At 31.5% G+C, this 18,072-nt stretch carries 13 protein-coding genes and 1 pseudogene; 7 read left to right on the top strand and 7 right to left on the bottom strand.

The window, feature by feature from the left end; all coding sequences use genetic code 11:
* Positions 1-61 precede the first annotated feature (61 nt).
* The 4 genes from B4H69_RS01460 to B4H69_RS01445 all read right to left on the bottom strand — a co-directional run bounded on the left by B4H69_RS01460 (position 62) and on the right by B4H69_RS01445 (position 5,525).
* Positions 62-2,326, bottom strand: coding sequence for a family 20 glycosylhydrolase (locus tag B4H69_RS01460; protein ID WP_180905361.1), 2,265 nt, complete (start codon positions 2,324-2,326; stop codon positions 62-64).
* A gap of 206 nt (positions 2,327-2,532) precedes the next feature.
* Entirely contained in the window at positions 2,533-3,600 is a 1,068-nt protein-coding gene (locus B4H69_RS01455) for a diphosphomevalonate/mevalonate 3,5-bisphosphate decarboxylase family protein (RefSeq protein WP_180905362.1), read from the bottom strand.
* Positions 3,601-3,614: 14 nt separating this feature from the next.
* Positions 3,615-4,616 carry an NAD-dependent epimerase/dehydratase family protein gene (locus B4H69_RS01450; RefSeq protein WP_180905363.1) on the bottom strand — a complete coding sequence of 334 codons (1,002 nt, stop codon included), beginning with the start codon at positions 4,614-4,616 and terminating at the stop codon, positions 3,615-3,617.
* A gap of 6 nt (positions 4,617-4,622) precedes the next feature.
* A complete protein-coding gene (locus B4H69_RS01445; RefSeq protein WP_180905364.1) occupies positions 4,623-5,525 on the bottom strand; it encodes a CorA family divalent cation transporter in 903 nt (300 codons plus the stop codon).
* Between the two features lie 129 nt (positions 5,526-5,654).
* Here B4H69_RS01445 and tyrS point away from each other — a divergent pair, with 129 nt between their 5' ends.
* Positions 5,655-6,950 (top strand): tyrosine--tRNA ligase, encoded by a 1,296-nt coding sequence (gene tyrS, locus B4H69_RS01440; protein ID WP_180905365.1) that lies wholly within the window; start codon positions 5,655-5,657, stop codon positions 6,948-6,950.
* Between the two features lie 69 nt (positions 6,951-7,019).
* Here the strand turns inward: tyrS and B4H69_RS01435 are convergent, their stop codons facing one another.
* Both B4H69_RS01435 and B4H69_RS01430 read right to left on the bottom strand, forming a co-directional pair.
* Complete coding sequence (locus tag B4H69_RS01435; protein WP_180905366.1) at positions 7,020-7,994, bottom strand: hypothetical protein; 975 nt, start codon at positions 7,992-7,994, stop codon at positions 7,020-7,022.
* Positions 7,995-8,113: 119 nt separating this feature from the next.
* Positions 8,114-8,548 carry a hypothetical protein gene (locus B4H69_RS01430; protein WP_180905367.1) on the bottom strand — a complete coding sequence of 145 codons (435 nt, stop codon included), beginning with the start codon at positions 8,546-8,548 and terminating at the stop codon, positions 8,114-8,116.
* Between the two features lie 132 nt (positions 8,549-8,680).
* Here B4H69_RS01430 and B4H69_RS01425 point away from each other — a divergent pair, with 132 nt between their 5' ends.
* From B4H69_RS01425 to B4H69_RS01410, 4 genes are all read left to right on the top strand, one after another.
* Complete coding sequence (locus B4H69_RS01425; protein ID WP_291092480.1) at positions 8,681-9,535, top strand: glycerophosphodiester phosphodiesterase family protein; 855 nt, start codon at positions 8,681-8,683, stop codon at positions 9,533-9,535.
* On the top strand, positions 9,536-11,134 hold the full coding sequence (gene bshC / locus B4H69_RS01420; RefSeq protein ID WP_291092478.1) for a bacillithiol biosynthesis cysteine-adding enzyme BshC: 1,599 nt from the start codon (positions 9,536-9,538) through the stop codon (positions 11,132-11,134).
* A 42-nt stretch (positions 11,135-11,176) separates the two neighbouring features.
* Entirely contained in the window at positions 11,177-13,024 is a 1,848-nt protein-coding gene (locus tag B4H69_RS01415; RefSeq protein ID WP_038336376.1) for a LysM peptidoglycan-binding domain-containing protein, read from the top strand.
* A gap of 115 nt (positions 13,025-13,139) precedes the next feature.
* Entirely contained in the window at positions 13,140-14,309 is a 1,170-nt protein-coding gene (locus tag B4H69_RS01410) for a dicarboxylate/amino acid:cation symporter (protein ID WP_291092476.1), read from the top strand.
* 92 nt (positions 14,310-14,401) lie between these two features.
* Here the strand turns inward: B4H69_RS01410 and B4H69_RS01405 are convergent, their stop codons facing one another.
* The gene (locus B4H69_RS01405) at positions 14,402-16,783 is read right to left on the bottom strand and encodes a TonB-dependent receptor domain-containing protein (RefSeq protein WP_291092474.1); all 2,382 of its coding nucleotides are present in this window, start codon (positions 16,781-16,783) and stop codon (positions 14,402-14,404) included.
* Positions 16,784-17,083: 300 nt separating this feature from the next.
* Between B4H69_RS01405 and B4H69_RS01400 the strand changes: the two genes are divergently transcribed.
* Both B4H69_RS01400 and B4H69_RS01395 read left to right on the top strand, forming a co-directional pair.
* Positions 17,084-17,848: a Rossmann-like and DUF2520 domain-containing protein gene (locus tag B4H69_RS01400; protein WP_280035387.1), complete on the top strand. Its 765-nt coding sequence runs from the start codon at positions 17,084-17,086 to the stop codon at positions 17,846-17,848.
* Positions 17,845-18,072, top strand: a pseudogene (locus tag B4H69_RS01395) (3-deoxy-D-manno-octulosonate 8-phosphate phosphatase); the annotation flags it as partial. The gene B4H69_RS01400 and the pseudogene B4H69_RS01395, both read left to right, overlap by 4 nt.

Raw genomic sequence — 18,072 nt, 5'->3', positions numbered from 1 at the left:
AGTTTTCAAAACAAAAAGCAAGCTCTTGTAGCTTGCTTTTTTGGTTTTGACTATTTTGTGTTTATTCAACCGAAATTTCATCAATAAATAACCATGCCTTATTTCCTGCACCAGCTTGTCCATTTGGAATTATTCCTAAATTTTCAATCACAAGCTTAAGATATTTCGCTTGTTGTTTTTGTAAATTAATCTTCATTATTCCATTTGATTTTTCGATTTCAGGAGATGAAATAGTTTTAATTTCTTTAAAATCTTTTCCATTATCCGAAATCAGCGCTTTAACAGATTTCGGAAGATAAATCCAACTTCCTTTACGGTCTAAGGTGGAAAATTGAATAGTAGAAAACTCCATTTTAGTTTTGAAATCTATTGTTGCAATCACATCTTTTCCAGAAAAACCTAACCACGATTTACCATGATTTTTAAGACTTCCTTTTATTCCATCCACCAAAGTAGACGTTCCACCAACCGAATATGCCTCAGCAGGTTGATGCTCTAATGTGATTTTTTTGGCTGTTGATTTCGTAATAACAAAGTCCTGAGAAGTTGTTGCGCTTACTTTTTTTCCATCTTCAAAATAAGCCGATTTTACGGTTTGAGATTTCGTAATTTCTAACGGTTTTTGATACACATTCGAATTAATAGTTGGCTCTGAACCATCTGTTGTAAAACGAATTCGTGAAGGTTCATTCGCCGAACTCAACTCATATTTTATTTTTCCATTTTGGTCAACAGAAGCTTTTCCATCCACCTCATAAATCGCCGTACTATGTTTGATTCCTTTTTCATCTAAAATCGCAAAATGACGAATTACACGATTCTCAAAATTCTTGTATTCATCAGGTTTTGAAGTTCCCCAAGCAACTTCTGAAAGTGCCATCATACGTGGAAAAATCATATGTTGAACATGCGGAAAATCTAAAATATATTCTGTCCATAAATTTCCTTGCGTTCCCCAAATATACTTTGCTTCTTCTTCAGTCAATTCTTTCGGAATAGGATTATAGGCATACACTTTTTGCAAGCGTAAATTTCCACCAATAGACAAAGGTTCGGTTTCGGGATTTCCTTGATAATAATCAAAATAATTGGTAGAAGTTGGCGTCATAATTGCCTTATGTTTTGTTTTCGCAGCATGAATTCCCCCTTCAATTCCTGTCCAACTCATCACCGTTGCATTTGGTGCTAAACCTCCTTCAAGGATTTCATCCCAACCAATAATTTGCTTCCCTTTACTATTGATGTATTTCTCCATTCGCGTGATGAAATAACTTTGCATATGCAACTCATCTTTGATGTTCAATTTTTTCATCAAATCTTGTACAAACGCACTTTCTTTCCAACGTTTCTTTGGCGCCTCATCACCTCCAATATGTACATATTCATACGGAAAAAGCGGAATTACCTCATCCATGACATCTTGCAAAAACTGAAACGTTTCTTCTTTTGGACAAAAAATATCTTCCGAAACTCCCCACGTTTTCCATACTTCTAACTTCTCATCTGTACAACCTAAATTAGGATAAGCCGCTAACGCAGCCTGCGCATGACCTGGCATTTCGATTTCTGGAATAACATCTATATGCAATTTCGCCGCATACGCAACCACCTCTTTTATCTGCTCTTGCGTGTAAAATCCACCATATTTTTTATCATCAAATTTCATATCCGAATACGCACCAACCTGCGATCCATTTCGCCATGCGCCAACTTCTGTTAACTTCGGATATTTTTTAATTTCAATTCGCCAACCTTGATCATCAGTCAAATGCCAATGAAATTTATTGTATTTGTAAGCCGCCAAATAATCCAAATAATTCTTAACCTCATCTACCGTAAAAAAATGACGACAAACATCTAAATGCATTCCGCGATACGCAAATTTTGGTTCGTCTTTTATTTTGAGATATGGTAATTTGAGATCCGATTTATGTTCTTCTATTAATTGTAAAAGTGTTTGTATTCCATGAAAAATCCCTCGATTTGTGGGCGCAGCAATCGAAATTCCATTTTGATTAATATCTAATTCATAATATTCTTCGTTACTATTTTCTGGAGCAGCCAAATAAATTATATTAATTGTATTATCGAAATTGTTAGAAGTAGTTTTCGTTAGATTTTTACCAGTAATTGATTTGAATTGTTTCATTAAATAATCTATTTCAGGAAAATTTGGATCTGGATTAATCGTAATTTTATTTCCTAAAACTAAAGTTCCTTTCTTCAATTCTAATTGTTGAGGTTGAGGAATGAAACTATTTTGAGCAGAAACAAAATTGGAAACCGCAAGTGTGGCTAATAGAGAAAAAAATGAAAGTTGTTTCATGTGTTAATTTTTGATAATGACTAAGATAAACTTGTTTTATCAAATAATAACGACGCAACGAGCAAAAATATTCAAAACAAAAACAATATAATCCATTATTAAACAATTATTTAAAGTGTTAAAAATAACATCTTTATATTTTAAAACTAAATCATATAAAAAAAGGTCATCAAATAAATTGACAACCTTTTTTGTTTTAGAAGTGATTAAAAACTCACTTTATCTTTTATATAATTTCCGTTTTGACAGAATTGTTTTAATTCATTTTCGATGAAGATTTCAATCGCTTCCGCATCTTGCTCAGGATACAATAAATGTACATTTGCACCAGCATCTAATGTAAAATACAAATGATTTCCAGTCTCACGACGGAATTCCCACAGTTTTTCTAAAGCCGCAACTGTATTTGGTTTCATCAAAATAAATGCAGGATTAGACATCATCATCATGGCGTGTAATGTCAACGCTTCATGTTCTACCAATTCTCCAAACGCTTTGATATTACCAGATTTTAAAATTGGTAATAAAGCTTTCAAGTTTTCATTTGCTTCCACAAAACGACGTTCAGCATACGGATGTCCGTTCATCAAATTGTGACCAACAGTAGAAGAAACTGATTTTTGACCTTCGTGAATCAATAAAATGGTGTCGTGAAAAGTTTTGAAAACATCATGAATTTCGACATCTGGATATTTTGTTCCAAATAAATCTGAGCTTCCTTCGATAAAATCATTTTCTCCCCATTCAACCAAACCTTTGTAAACCGAACGACAAGCACTTCCAGAACCTAAACGAGCCAAGAAAGAAGCTTTTTTCAAAGCATCTTCTTCTGATAAATTAGCCCCTAAAATATTCTCAATTTGAACTAAACACAAAGCCATTGCCGACATTCCAGAAGCTGAAGAAGCAATTCCAGAACTATGTGGAAAAGAATTGTGTGTGTGAATTTCAAATTTGTATTGATTCAAAAATGGAATGTAGGCGGTAATTCTTTCAAAAAAAGTAATGATTTTTGGAGCAAAACTTTCTTTCAATTCTCCTTCCAAATAAACTTCAACCTCAAAAGTATCCGACGTTTTTGGTGAAAATTTTAATTCAGTTTCTGTATAGCTATTCGTTAATGTGTAGCTGATAGAGCTATTGGTTGGAATTTGATTTTTCTTTTTTCCCCAATATTTTACCAACGCAATATTTGATGGACTTTTAGCAGAAACGCTTCCTGATTTTAATTCCGAAGCAATTATTGAAAGTGTTGAAATGAATTGTTGTTCCATAAAACAAAAGTAAACTATTTTGTAGAATTCAGCTTTTGAAAGCGTTTATAATGATAATCAATTGCTTCTTTGATTGGAATAAATTCGTATTGAAGCAAATTTTTAACTTTAGAATTGTCATATTTGGTATAAGTTGTCAACGAATAATAATTCGCTTTTGTCATATATTTCCCACCAAAAATTCGACTAAAAATAGATAGATTTTTAATGATTTTCAAGGTTGTGTTTGAAACATTTTTGACTGAACGTTTGCTGTTAATCGAAACAAAATCAAACACTTCTCGGTAACTTTTATTTTCAGAAATTACCACAAATTTTTGATTGTAAACTTGTTGATTAATTAATTCTAAAAAAATCTTCACCACATCGCGAACATCAACAAAACCAGTTCCGCCCGAAGGAGCATAATCGCTTTTTGACGAATTTTGTTGAAACAAACTTTCGCTTGCACGTTTTGTATCCAAAGTTCCGATGATTACACCAGGATTAATAATGATAACTTTAATCCCTTCTTGTGAAGCGCGCCAAACTTCCATTTCTGCTCTAAATTTTGAGATAGAATAAGAAGAATGCGTCAAGCCATTGTTCCAACCAGAGCGCTCATCAATCATTTTAGTTGCTGGATTCAAATCATCCATCGAAGCAATAGAGCTAATGAAGAAAAATTCTTTCACGCCAGAATCAATCGCTTCATTTACTAAAGATTCAGTTCCTAAAATATTCGTATTGAAAATTTCTTCTTCTTGACGTTCATCAAATGAAACAAAGGCCGCAGCGTGATAAATTGTCTCGATTCCGTCTAATAAATTCGGAAGTTCAGTTACATCCAACAAATCACCATCAATCCAATGAATAAACTGATAAAATTGCGAAGCATTTTGATCCGCAAAGAAATTTTGGATGGTTTCTGTGTTCGATGTTTTTCGTTTTAAAGCACGAATAGGTTGTTGCTTTTTTGCCAATTCTACCAACAAATGCGCGCCAACCAAACCTGTTCCTCCCGTTACGAAAATCATACTGAATTATAAATATTTTTTTTTCCTGAACCAAAAGTAAATAAAAATTACCACTAATAACATGACAAGTAAACAAATTGGATAGCCTAATTTGTAATTTAACTCGGGCATGAAATCGAAATTCATTCCATAAATTCCAGCGATAAAAGTTAAGGGTAAGAAAAATGCAGAAAAAACGGTAAGCGTTTGCATAATTTCGTTAGATTTCTGTCCATTTAACGAAAGATAAATTGTTAACAAACTTTGTACGTCATCTACAATTTGTGAATGCAAGTGTAACATTTTTACGTTTTCTTCGTACAAATCCTGTGATGAACTTGTCTTTTTGTTATCCGCGCGATATTCTTTCAGTGCTTCAAGCGTATAATCTAATATTTTTTTGCAAGCTGTAGCTTCTCGTTTGATTTTATATAAGGTAGGAAGTTTAATTTTTCTAAAATCATCCGTAAAAATCAAATGCTCGAGTTGATTGACTTCTTCGTCCATTTGATATGCTGGTTCTTCATACGTTTTGATGGTTTCGGAAATAATACGATACAAAATTCCTTTGATAATGATTTTAGAAGGATCAGTATTAGCTAAATATTTTTTCTGAATTTTCTCGAAAATATCCGTTTCCTTTTGATGAACAGTCACAATAAAATCTGTTCCGATGTAAATACTGATTTTGTGACTAAATTCTCGAACAGTGTTTTTCAACATACGGTGTTCTTTATCAAAAAAACGAATTAACAAAAACGAAACTTTTGAATCATCTGATTCATATTTAGGTAAATGTCCAGGCTCCAAACTATCTTCAATCGTTAATTTCTGAAAACAATATTTTGTAGCAATTTCATTCAACTCAATTTTTGTAGGATTTTGTAAATTAATCCATTTGAATTTTTCATTCTCGAAAAGTATTTGCATGTATTCCTTTTATTCAAATTTTAAATAAATATATCAAATAAGTTTTATTTTGACAGATCATTTATAATCTACTGAAAAATCATAACTTTGTATCTTGTAAAAATTAGATAAAAAATATATTAAAATACTATGAATCCATTAATTGAAGAATTGACTTGGAGAGGACTGGTTCACAATATTATGCCAGGGACAGAAGAACAACTAAATAAAGAAATGACTTCTGGTTATGTAGGTTTCGATCCTACAGCAGATTCTCTTCACGTGGGAAGTTTGGTTCCTATTTTCTTATTGGTTCATTTGCAACGTCACGGTCATCGTCCAATCGCATTGGTGGGTGGTGCAACTGGTTTTATCGGTGATCCTACTGGTAAAGCAGCAGAGAGAAGTTTATTAGACGAAGAAACATTGAATAAATATGTTGCTGGAATTAAAGCACAATTGTCTCGTTTCTTAGATTTTGATACAAATAATGGAAATTCAGCTTTATTGGTGAATAACTATGATTGGATGAAAGATTTTTCATTCATCGATTTTGCGCGTAATGTAGGAAAACACATTACTGTAAATTATATGATGGCGAAAGATTCTGTAAAATCAAGACTTTCTTCTGAATCGAATGTCGGAATGTCTTTCACAGAATTTACATATCAATTGATTCAAGGATACGATTATTTACATTTGTACAAAGAATTAGGTGCAAAATTGCAAATGGGAGGTTCTGATCAATGGGGAAATATTACAACAGGAACAGAATTAATTCGTCGTACAGTACAAGGTGAAGCGTTTGCTTTTACTTGTCCATTAACAACTAAAGCTGACGGAACTAAATTTGGAAAATCAGAAGGTGGAGAAAATATTTGGCTAGATAAAAACCGTACTTCTCCTTATAAATTCTACCAATTTTGGTTAAATCAAGCGGATGCGGATGCAGAACGTTACATCAAAATTTATACATTCTTAGAAAAAGAAGCAATTGATGATTTTATCGAGCGTCATCGTCAAGAGCCACATTTACGCGAATTACAACGTAAATTAGCAACTGAAATTACGATTTTAGTTCATGGTGTTGAAGAATTACGAAAAGCAGAAAAAGCATCTCAAGTTTTATTCGGAAAATCAACTTCAGAAGATTTGAAAGAATTAGATGGAGATACTTTCTTATCAGTTTTCGAAGGTGTACCTCAAGCAACAATTGCAAAAGCTGATATCGAAGCTGGTTTAGATATTGTAACTGCTTTAGCTGAAAAATCTGGTTTCTTAAAATCAAATTCAGAAGCGCGTCGCGAATTAAAAGCAAACGCAATTTCTGTTAACAAAGAAAAAGTAGCGGAAGAATTTGTATTAACAACAGAAAATTTGATCGCAGATAAATACGTTTTATTACAAAAAGGTAAAAAGAATTATTTCATCTTAATTGTTGAATAAAGAAATTCATTAAAATAAAAAATCTCTTCAATATTATTGAAGAGATTTTTTTATTTATAATTTTAATATTTATCGAAGTATAATCACATTTTGACCAACTTTGTATCCATTTTGGTAAATATCGATTTTATATTCACCTTTTGGAAAATCATAATCAACCCAGTCAAAATTAACTCTTGAACCAGACATATTATTGTAATTAACTTTTACACGATCAGAATATTCTACAGAAGATCCAGAACGTAAAGTTGTTTCACCAGCATCAGCACCTTTAAATTTTCCTATCTCGCCGCTTGGTTTATAAATAGATACATACAATTCTTTGGTTTCTGAAGTCGCATTCAAGTTTTTATCCAAATCAAAAGATACTCTAACCTTATCAATTCTTCTTGCTCGCGTTGTTTCCACTTCTTTTCCGCTTGATTTTACTCTCAAACCTTTAATCGTATAATTTGAAATCGATAAAGTAGAATTTGTTTCTTTGATTAAATTCTGATGATTTTCTTTTTCAGTACTCAAATTTGATTCAACAGTTTTTTTCTGCTCATTCAAATGAGAATTTTCCGAAGTTAACTCTGTATTCTTGCTTGTCAGCTTTTTATTTTCGTCTTTCAAGCGAACAATTTCTTCTTTATAAACTTTAATATCTGCTTGTAAAGAGGTTATCAAACGTTTAGCACGTTGCAATTCTCCACTTGTAATTCCTTCTTTATTTAAGATTGATTGAATCTCTTTTTGTTTCTCCAAAATCAATCGATCTTGATAACTTAAAGAAGAATCTTTTTTTACAACACGAGTTTTAGCATCATCAAAATCTGATCTAATTATACGTAATTCTTGTTTCAGAATTTCTCTAGATCGTTCCAAATCATTGATATCACTTTGCATTTCTATCGAAGATTTTGCATTTGCTTCTTTAGAATATACAATATACCCAATAGCTAATAACAAGGATACTGCTAAAACAGCAATAATAATATTCTTTACGAATTCATTTTTATGTTTAGGGTTTGTAGAGGGCTCGAGATCTTTGTATTCAGTCATTTTAATTATTTCGAGGAAAAATTATTAAATCAAAAATTAAACCAATTTTATAATAATCAATAACTAATGTTAAATTTAACATTTATAAATTGTAATAAAACTTAATAAATAAAGACTTTTTAATCGTTTGTCTCTTTTTTAATATCTTCAGAAGCTTCGTCTAATTTATTTTCGGCTTTTGTTTTTAACTCATCAGCTTTTTCTTCCAATTCTGTTTTTTCTTCTTTAAAAGTTTCTTTCAAATCCGAAACTTTCTCTTTCACAAAAGCACTTGTTTCTTTCATTTGCTTTTCCGCAATATCTTTTACATCGTTATAATCTTGCTTCGATCTTTCTTTAAAATCTTTAGCGGCTTCTTTCGATTGTTCTTTCAAATCACCCGAAGCATCTTTTATATTATTGATTGTTTTACGCGCAAAATCCGATGCGTCATCTGCAATCAATGTTCCTGCTTTTTTTACAGTTGCCGAAACATCGTCAAATTTATCTCCCGCAACATCAATCGCAGTTTCAGTTTTTCCTAAAATTCTTTTCAAAAAAGTTCTAAGTCCCATAATAATTTATTTTGTTGATTATTTTCAGTTTAAATTTACAGCTTCATTCGCAATTTTAGAATGAATTAATTTAATTTTTTATTTAAAAATATGAATTTCAATTATTTTAAACGATATTATCTCGGAATTTTAATGTTCAGTTTACTGACTATTTTTAGTTGTAATCCGAAGAAAAATCAATCCGAAACACATCAAAATACTTCATCCGAAGAAATATCCTTCAAATATTCGACCAAAAATAAAAACTTTGTCAGCGCGCATCGCGGCGGAAGTAGAATACATGGTTTTCCCGAAAATTGTATCGAAACTTTTGAACATCTTTATCAAAAAGGAATACAAATTTTTGAGATTGATGTTGCTGAAACAAAGGATAATCAACTTATTTTAATGCACGATAATTCGTTGCAACGAACAAGCACAGGGCGACAAGATGTCAATCAAGTTGACTTAAAAACCATTAAGGAATACTTTTTGGTAGATGATTTTGGACAACAAACGTCATACAAAATTCCGACTTTTGCAGAAGCGTTAAATTGGGGAAAAAGTAAACCAATTTATTTTATGGTTGACATCAAAAAAGGTGTTGATTATCGTGATATTGTAAAGACAATAGAACAAGCAAACATGCAAAAACAGGTTGTTTTGGTGACGTATACAGTTGGTCAAGCGAAAAAGTTGCATCAACTTGCGCCAGATATGTTATTATCTGTTTCGATGCGAAACGAACGAGAATTTAATGAAATGATGAACAGCGGAATTCCGACTGACAAAATGGTTGCATTTACGGGAACTCGACGCAATGATAAATCATTTTTAAATAAAATTCATGACAAAGATATTTTGGTCATTTTTGGAACTTTAGGAAACTTAGATAAAAGTGCTTCGGCGAAAAATGGACAACTTTACCGCGATTTAGAAAAAGATGGTGTCGACATTTTTGCAACGGACAGAGCAATGGATGTACATCAAACGATTAATAAAAATTAAATGGAAACAATATCACTTAAGGATTCAAATTATTTCTCAAAATTGATGTTAAATTATATCAATCAAGACGAGAATTTGAAAAACTTCTACAACCTATTTCCAACCAAAGAAAACTATATAAAACAAGCGAAAAATAAGCTTGGACATTATAAAAATAGAGCAATTCTTGTTGAACAAATTTCGAAACAATTAGGTCATTTAGATTTATCGGAAAAGCAACAAAATAATCTACAAAAATTAAGAGAAAAGAATACAGTAACAATTACGACTGGACATCAATTAAATTTATTTACAGGTCCAATTTTCTTTTTTTATAAAATTTTGCAAGTTATCAAAGCATGCGAAGAATTGAATAATGAACAAAGTGAAATCAATTTTGTTCCGATGTTTTGGATGGCGACAGAAGATCACGATTTCGAAGAAATTAATCATTTCAAATTTGGAGATCGAATTATTCATTGGGAAAAAGAATTTGGTGGACCAGTTGGTCGTTTATCAACAAACGGTTTACAAAAAGTTTTTGATTCATTTTTGTCATTAATTCCAAATGGAAAAAAGAAAACTGAATTGCAAAATTTGATTGAAGCATCTTATTTATCGAATGATAATTTGACAGACGCAACACGAAAATTGGTTCATTTATTATTCAAAGATCTTGGATTGTTAATGATTGATGGAGATGATAAAGAATTGAAAAAACTAATGATTCCGACTTTTGAGGAAGAATTAATTCAGTCAACATCATTCAAAAAAGTAATACCTCAAAATGAGAAATTAGAACAATTGGGTTATTCTATTCAAGTAAATCCTCGTGAGATAAATTTGTTTTATATCAATCAAAATAATTCGCGCGAACGTATTGTTGAACAAAATGGAACGTATTTTGTCAATAACACTTCAATCAAATTTTCGAAAGAAGAAATTATTGCCGATTTACATCAAAATCCAGATAAATTTAGCCCAAATGTGATTTTGAGACCATTGTACCAAGAAACAATTTTACCAAATGTTGCCTATGTTGGCGGCGGTGGCGAAATGGCTTATTGGTTACAACTGAAAGAAATGTTCAATCAATTTGAAGTTGATTTTCCACTTTTAGTTTTGAGAAATTCATTGTTAATCCGAACTGAAAAACAATACGAAAAACAACAAAAATTAGATCTATCAAACGAAGATTTATTTTCGAATAGTTTAGCAATCACAAAAAAACGTTCGATAAATTCATCAGAAATTGCTCCAAAACTTCCTGAATTGGAAGAAGAATTAAAAAGTATTTTTGATCGTTTGGAACATTTGAGTTCGTTAACAGAATCTTCTTTTGCGGATATGATACAAGCGCAGCGTACAAAACAGTTGAAAGGTTTTGAGAAAATAAAACAACGTTTGGTACATGCAGAAGTGAAAAAAAATGAGGATTTATTGAAGAGAATCGAGCAATTATTAAATGATCTTTCTCAACAAAATGGTTTGCAAGAACGTGTGAAAAATTTTGCTGATTTTGATTACATTAATATTCAGTATTTCATTGATTTTATTGAAGATAGTCTTCGACCTTTTGATTTCGAGTTCATCATAAATACATTGAAAGAGGAACTCTAAACAAAACATAATTTGTATATTTGACCACGAAAATTCATCTAAATGAAAAAAATATTAGCTTTATTGTTATTTGTTGGTGCATCAGCACTTTATGCTCAACAAAAAACGCATACAGTTCAAGCAAAAGAAACCGTTTACGGAATTTCGAAACAATATGGTGTTTCGCAAGAAGAATTGTATAAAGCCAATCCTAAAATTGAAAAAAATGGGATTCATCCAGGTGATTTGATTGTGATTCCAGGTAAAGGAACTACGACAACCAAACCAACTGAGACCAATACACAAACAACTACGTCAAACGTAAAAACTTCAGACGACAATTATCAATATATTACAATTGAGCCGAAAGAAACGGTTTACAATTTGACAAAAAAATATAAAATTTCGGAAGAAACATTGAACTCATTAAACCCTCAAATCAAAGAAAGAGGTTTAGAAGTTGGTGACGTAATCAAGCTTCCAAAAGATGTGACAAACAAAGTTTTTTCTGTTCCAAAAGGAACACATTTAATCAAAAAAGGAGAAACTTTATACACTTTAGCAAAACAATATAATGTAAGTGTTGACGATTTATATGCAGAAAATCCAGCTTTACAAACAGGTGTAAAAGAAGGAATGGTGATTACAATTCCTAAAAAATCTGGTTCTGTTGTGATTGAAGAAAATACGATCAATTATGTTGTTCAGAATGGAGATTCGGCTTACGGAATTTTAGAAAAATACAACACAAATTTAGATGAATTATTGCGTTTAAACCCTGATTTGATCAATGGTTTAAAAGCTGGAATGACTCTTAAAATTCCATTGCAAAAAAATGCTAAAATCATCAAATACGGAACTGCAGGGAAGTTGAAACGTGCTAATGACAACGAAATTAATGTTGCGATTATGCTACCTTTTGATGTTGCAAATAATCCGCAATTGAAAAATTCGCAAGCGATGCAATTTTTTACTGGAGCTAAATTAGCGTTGACTCGTTTGGCGAAAAAAGGTAAAAATGTAAATGTAAAAGTGATCGACACGAAAAGCGTAAACTTACAAGATATTCTATCAACAACAGATTTCAGTAAAACAGATGCAGTTATTGGTCCGTTGAACACGTCTGATGTTACGGAAGTTGCGAATTTCTTTAGCAATTCTGGTATTGCTGTGATTTCGCCTTATGCAAATGACGATTCGTTAAATTCTTTCAATGATTTATTGATTTCTAATCCAAAAGATGAAGTAATTGCAGATCAAATCATCGAAGAAATTGGGAAAAACTTTGCTGGAGAACAAGTTTATTTATTAACAAATCGTGACGATCAAGAGTTAGCAAGTTATACGAAAAAACAATTAGAAAAACAGTTGAAAGCAAATGTTGTGATTGTAGATAGCGCAGCAAAAATTGTTCAACCACACGACAAAGTAAACGGCGAAGATTATTACACACCAATTATCACAGTTTTAGTTGGTGATGATGATAATTTGGGAAAACAATATTTAGAGAAATTAAAAACATTTAACAAAGACAATATCAAAGCCTTCGGGATAAAATCAGTTTCGGTTTATGATGTTTATAGTGCAGATAATGCGAAAAATATCGATGCGTTCCGCGAATTTGGTTTTGTGTTTAGTACTGCGCGATTAATCAATACAAGAGATACGGAAGTGCAAAGTGTGATCAAAGATTTCAAGGAAGTTTATTGTGAATTTCCGACGCGTTACGAGCAATTAGGCTACGATGTAACGTATGATATTGTGGACAGAATGAATAATAAAGGTGATGTTACCAACAATATTACAACAGAAAATACACGTTTGGCATCGAAGTTTGCATACAAAAAAATAAGCGGAAGTAAAGCTTATACGAACGATGCTAGCCGAATTGTTCGTTTACCTAAAAAATAATTTTATCAAAAATTATATACCAAAAAGCGATGCTAAATTTTAGCATCGCTTTTTTCTTTTTATCAACATTTTGAATTAAAACCTTGTATTGAACGGATTTTTTCTAAATTTGACTATGCACAAACTTAAAGACAATTTACTCGTAAAAGTTATTCTAGCCATTGTACTCGGAATTGTACTCGGTGGAATTATCCCAGAAGCTGTTGGTCGTATTTTTATGACTTTCAATGATTTTTTTAGCGAATTACTTAACTTTTTAATTCCATTAATCATTGTTGGATTAATTGTTCCATCAATTGGGAGATTAGGACAAACAGCCGGAAAATTATTATTAGCAACTGTTTTAATCGCTTACGGATCAACCATTTTTTCAGGATTATTAGGTTATTCTGTAAGTATGTCTGTATTTCCAAGTTTATTAGAAAATCAAACTGGTCAAATTAATTTAGCAGAAAAAGCCAAAGAATTTGCACCTTACTTTTCAATCGAATTTCCTCCATTATTTGGTGTAATGCCAGGTTTAGTTTTTTCATTTCTTTTCGGAATTGGATTATCACGATTGAAAGATTCGACTTTTGGAAAATTTGCAGATGATTTCGAATCAATTATTACGTATTTAATTCAAAATTTAATCATTCCACTATTACCAATTTTCATTTTCGGAATCTTCTTGAACATGTCATATTCAGGACAAGTGGTAACAATTATGAATGTATTTTTGAAAATTATTGGTGTAATTTTCGTGCTACATGTTTTCTTGTTAGTGCTTCAATTTACAATTGCCGGAATTATTGCAAAAAAGAATCCTTTTACTATGTTGAAATTGATGTTACCCGCCTATTTCACAGCATTAGGAACACAATCTTCGGCGGCTACAATTCCTGTAACAATTGCGCAAGTAAAGAAAATTGGTGTTCGCGACGAAATTGCCAATTTCGCAGTGCCTTTGTGTGCAACAATTCACTTATCTGGTTCGATGTTAAAAATCGTTTGTTGTTGTTTAGCATTGATGTTAATCCAAGGAATAGAAATTGATTTTGTTCAATTTTTAGGATTTATGATGATGCTTGGAATTGCGATGGTTGCAGCGCCTGGCGTTCCTGGTGGAGCGATTATGGCAGCGATTGGAATTATTGCTTCGATGTTAGGATTTAATGCAGAAAATCAAGCATTGATGATTGCACTTTATATCGCAATGGATAGTTTTGGAACAGCAGGAAATGTAACTGGAGATGGAGCTATTGCTGTAACGTTGAATAAATTATTCAAGAAAGAAGTTCAATAAAAAAAATATTAACCCAAATAAAAAAAGAGTTCCAAAAATATTGGAACTCTTTTTAGTTTTAAGAATATTTAAATAAATGAAGAATGTTTTTTTTATTGTATACCGATTCCACCACCGTTTTGCTCTGTTTTATTTTGCTGAGCTTCGGCTCTTGATTTAACTTTTCCTCCGAAATTGTATGTAAATCCTAAGTAAGCTGTTTGAGATTCCCAGTTAAAGTTTGCATATCCATAATATGGATCATCCATATGAACTCTTGCTCGCATCGTTTTGAAAACATCATTAACACGAGCTGATAAAGCTGCTTTTCCGTCCATAAACGTGTAACGTAAGCCTAAATCCATTCGCCACATTTCTAACATTTCTCCTTGCAAAAATTTAGTTTTGCCTCTAAAGAATCCAAATTGTTGTAAACTTAATTTTTTAGATAAATTATACGTATTATTCATACGAGCAGAAAATACATTTGCTGTAATTTTCTTGTGATCATTTTGCATCTCAGAAGAAGTGAAATCTCCTGCCAAATAAACATTCATCCATTTAGCCAATTTATAATTCCAGCTTGCTTCAACTCCAAATTTATTTACTTTATCGTAGTTCAAATTGTACTGAATAATTGCTGACTCGATATCTTCATCCTTTTTGAATGATTGAATGATATTATCTTTTACACTTCTGTAAAATAAATTCGCAGAAATAGAACCTTTTGTTAATTGTTTTAAATAACCAATTTCATAAGAATCTGTATATTCTGGACGAAGATTTGGATTTCCTTCGCTCGACATTAATGCTGTTGAATATTGAGGAACTGGAGTTAATTGATAAATTCCTGGTCGATTAATTCGTCGGCTATAGTTTAATGATAATTGCGCTTTTTCAGTCAAATCATACGTTAAGAAAGCCGAAGGAAATAAATCTGTATAATCTTTTTTCAGAGTTCCTGCTTCATTTGGTGAATAAAACCAATCTGCATTATCTTCAACACGCTCTAAACGTAATCCAACTTGCGCTCCAAACTTATTAAATTTCTGTTTGTAATTTGTATAAGCAGAATAAAACGAACGATCGAACTGAAAATCTACTGACGGATTGTATATATTTCCATTAAGAGGATTTGTTAATTCTTTAGTAGAATCCATATCATTATCATTAGACTCTTTACGATATTGAATTCCTGCTTCTAATTTTCCTGCATTTTCAATTTGATTGGTATAATCTAAATTAATACGAGTTGTTTGCGTTTTATCGTAACGATATTCTTGATAAAACTCGTCTTTTGGAAATGTATTTAAGTAATCTCTGTCATCATCCTCTTTATTAATCGAATAAAATGCATCTAAAACAAGATTGTGATCTTTTTTATTGAAATCTAATTTGTAATTCAAACTATAATCAGAACTTCTTGAATCTGACCAAATATCATTTCTATTTAATTTATTAAAATTAGTTTTTAAAACATTTGTATTGATTAAAGCAGCATGATCTCCATCCCACTGATTTGTATAAATCGTTAAAGCATTTTTATCATTGATAAACCAATCGAATCCTGCTTTATACGATAAATTTCTATTTTTTGTATTTTGAATATCAAATAATTGATCAATTCGATCATCATAATTACGACCAATACCATTTTGTTTTGCTGGACGATCAGCGTAATTAATATTTCCAAATAAATTGAACTTTCCTACATTCACATTTGTATTCAATGATGTATTGAAACGGCTTTTCTTCCCTTGTTCATAACCTGCAATCAACCCAATATTATAACCTTTTTTAGTTCCTTTTACCAAAACAATATTGATGATTCCAGAATTTCCATCCGCTTCATATTTTGCTGAAGGATTGGTAATAATTTCGATTCTTTGAATTTGATTCGAAGGAATTTGCTTTAACAATTGCGCTGCTGACTGAGAAGAAGGTTTACCATCTACAAAAACTTTTACATTCTCGTTTCCTCTTAATGACAATGCTCCTGTTTGTTGATCCACATTTACAGACGGAATATTATTCAGAACAGAAGCAGCATCAGATCCAGCAGATACCAAATCGTTCCCAACTTCAACAATACGTTTATCAATTTCATTACGATATTGAGAAGTTTGCGCACGAACAAATGCACCTTTCAGTTCTACGGTTTCCGCTTTTTCTACTTGTAAAATGATGTTACCTAAATTTAATTCACCTCCTTTTACCTCTGCAGTTGTTACAGATTGTTGATAACCAAATTCTGTAATCACCAAACGATAATTTCCGTCTTCCAAATCTGGAATCTCAAATGTTCCGTCTTCATTTGCATACACTTCATCGAATAATTCTTTTGAATCTGCTTTATAAATCTGAATTGCAGCCATACCAACCGCTTCATTTTTTGCATTTTCAATCTTTCCTTTCACAGGATGTTGTTCCTGCGAGAATCCGTAAATAGAGCAAACGGAGAAAAGAATAGCTAAAGTAAATTTGTTTAATTTCATAGTTAATATTTTTTAACAGTACTATGTTTTACATAATACATAATAAGAGTTGTCCGTACTTTTTCCTAATTAGACGTTTTAAAAAATGTTTTGTTACAAAATTTTTAAACTTTTTTTTAAATTTTAAAGTACTATGTTTTACATAATAGGTAAACCCAATTGTTGGATGATTTTATTAATAAGACGCAACAACTTCAAAAATGTTACAAGAATTTTTAATTTTTTTTTAAAATTTTTTTCCTCGGCTGAAAAACTTACATTTATCATTCAATTAATATTAATCAAAAAATTGCTAAAACATTGAGTTCAATTGTCATATTAGGTGCAGGAAATGTTGCGTTTCACTTAACTCGTGCATTAATCGAAAACACTTGCAATGTTCGACAAATTTTCAATAGAACATTAGAACATGCTAGAGAAATCGGAGAAGCAAATAGAATTTCGTATACTGATAAAATTTCTGAAATAGAAAAAGCAGACATTTATATTATTGCAAGTGCCGATTCTGGAATCGAAGAATTCTCTCATTATATTCCGTATGATGATGTTTTGGTTGTTCATACTTCTGGATCCTCTCCAATGTCTGTTCTGAAAGGCGATTACCGAAAAGGCGTTTTTTATCCATTGCAAACTTTTTCGAAAGAAAGAACAATGCGTTATGATAATATTCCATTTTTCATCGAAGCAGAAAATCCTGAAGATTTGAAAAAATTGAATGAATTAGGAAATCGTATTTCAAACGAAGTTCACGAACTAAATTTTGCAAGTAGAATGCAAGTACATATGACAGGTGTTTGGGCAAATAATTTTGTCAATCATTTATATTATATCGCTGGAAATATTTGTGAACAAAACAATGTTCCGTTCGATGTTTTGTTGCCTCTTATACAAGAAACAGCAAATAAAGTAATCGAAATGAGTCCTAAAGATGCGCAAACTGGTCCAGCAAAACGTGGAGATCAAGTCATTGTTGATCGTCATTTAGAGGCCTTACAAGATGATTCGAGATTATTACAGATTTACCAAATATTGACAGATTCAATCAAACGAGTTTACGAAAAATGATAAGTTATAAAGAAAAACTAAATAACATTAAAACCGTTATTTTAGATGTGGATGGAGTTTTGACAGATGGAAATTTAATTTTATTACCAACTGGCGAAATGGTGAGAACAATGAATACGCGCGATGGTTATGCGATGCAATTAGCCATCAAACAAGGAATACGAATTGCAGTGATTACTGGAGGAAGAGATGAAGCTGTTGTAAATCGTTTAAAATATTTAGGC

It is taken from the genome of Empedobacter sp. UBA6745, assembly GCF_002453775.1.
Lineage (GTDB): Bacteria > Bacteroidota > Bacteroidia > Flavobacteriales > Weeksellaceae > Empedobacter > Empedobacter falsenii_C.
This window is presented reverse-complemented; position numbering and strand designations above follow the sequence as displayed.

Coding starts and splice junctions, on each gene's coding strand:
- B4H69_RS01445 (WP_180905364.1), bottom strand. CDS start 5,525: ATGCAAATACTTTTCGAGAATGAAAAATTCAAATGGATTAATTTACAA.
- B4H69_RS01405 (WP_291092474.1), bottom strand. CDS start 16,783: ATGAAATTAAACAAATTTACTTTAGCTATTCTTTTCTCCGTTTGCTCT.
- B4H69_RS01415 (WP_038336376.1), top strand. CDS start 11,177: ATGAAAAAAATATTAGCTTTATTGTTATTTGTTGGTGCATCAGCACTT.
- B4H69_RS01430 (WP_180905367.1), bottom strand. CDS start 8,548: ATGGGACTTAGAACTTTTTTGAAAAGAATTTTAGGAAAAACTGAAACT.
- B4H69_RS01435 (WP_180905366.1), bottom strand. CDS start 7,994: ATGACTGAATACAAAGATCTCGAGCCCTCTACAAACCCTAAACATAAA.
- B4H69_RS01450 (WP_180905363.1), bottom strand. CDS start 4,616: ATGATTTTCGTAACGGGAGGAACAGGTTTGGTTGGCGCGCATTTGTTG.
- B4H69_RS01460 (WP_180905361.1), bottom strand. CDS start 2,326: ATGAAACAACTTTCATTTTTTTCTCTATTAGCCACACTTGCGGTTTCC.
- bshC (WP_291092478.1), top strand. CDS start 9,536: ATGGAAACAATATCACTTAAGGATTCAAATTATTTCTCAAAATTGATG.
- B4H69_RS01455 (WP_180905362.1), bottom strand. CDS start 3,600: ATGGAACAACAATTCATTTCAACACTTTCAATAATTGCTTCGGAATTA.
- B4H69_RS01425 (WP_291092480.1), top strand. CDS start 8,681: ATGTTCAGTTTACTGACTATTTTTAGTTGTAATCCGAAGAAAAATCAA.
- tyrS (WP_180905365.1), top strand. CDS start 5,655: ATGAATCCATTAATTGAAGAATTGACTTGGAGAGGACTGGTTCACAAT.
- B4H69_RS01410 (WP_291092476.1), top strand. CDS start 13,140: ATGCACAAACTTAAAGACAATTTACTCGTAAAAGTTATTCTAGCCATT.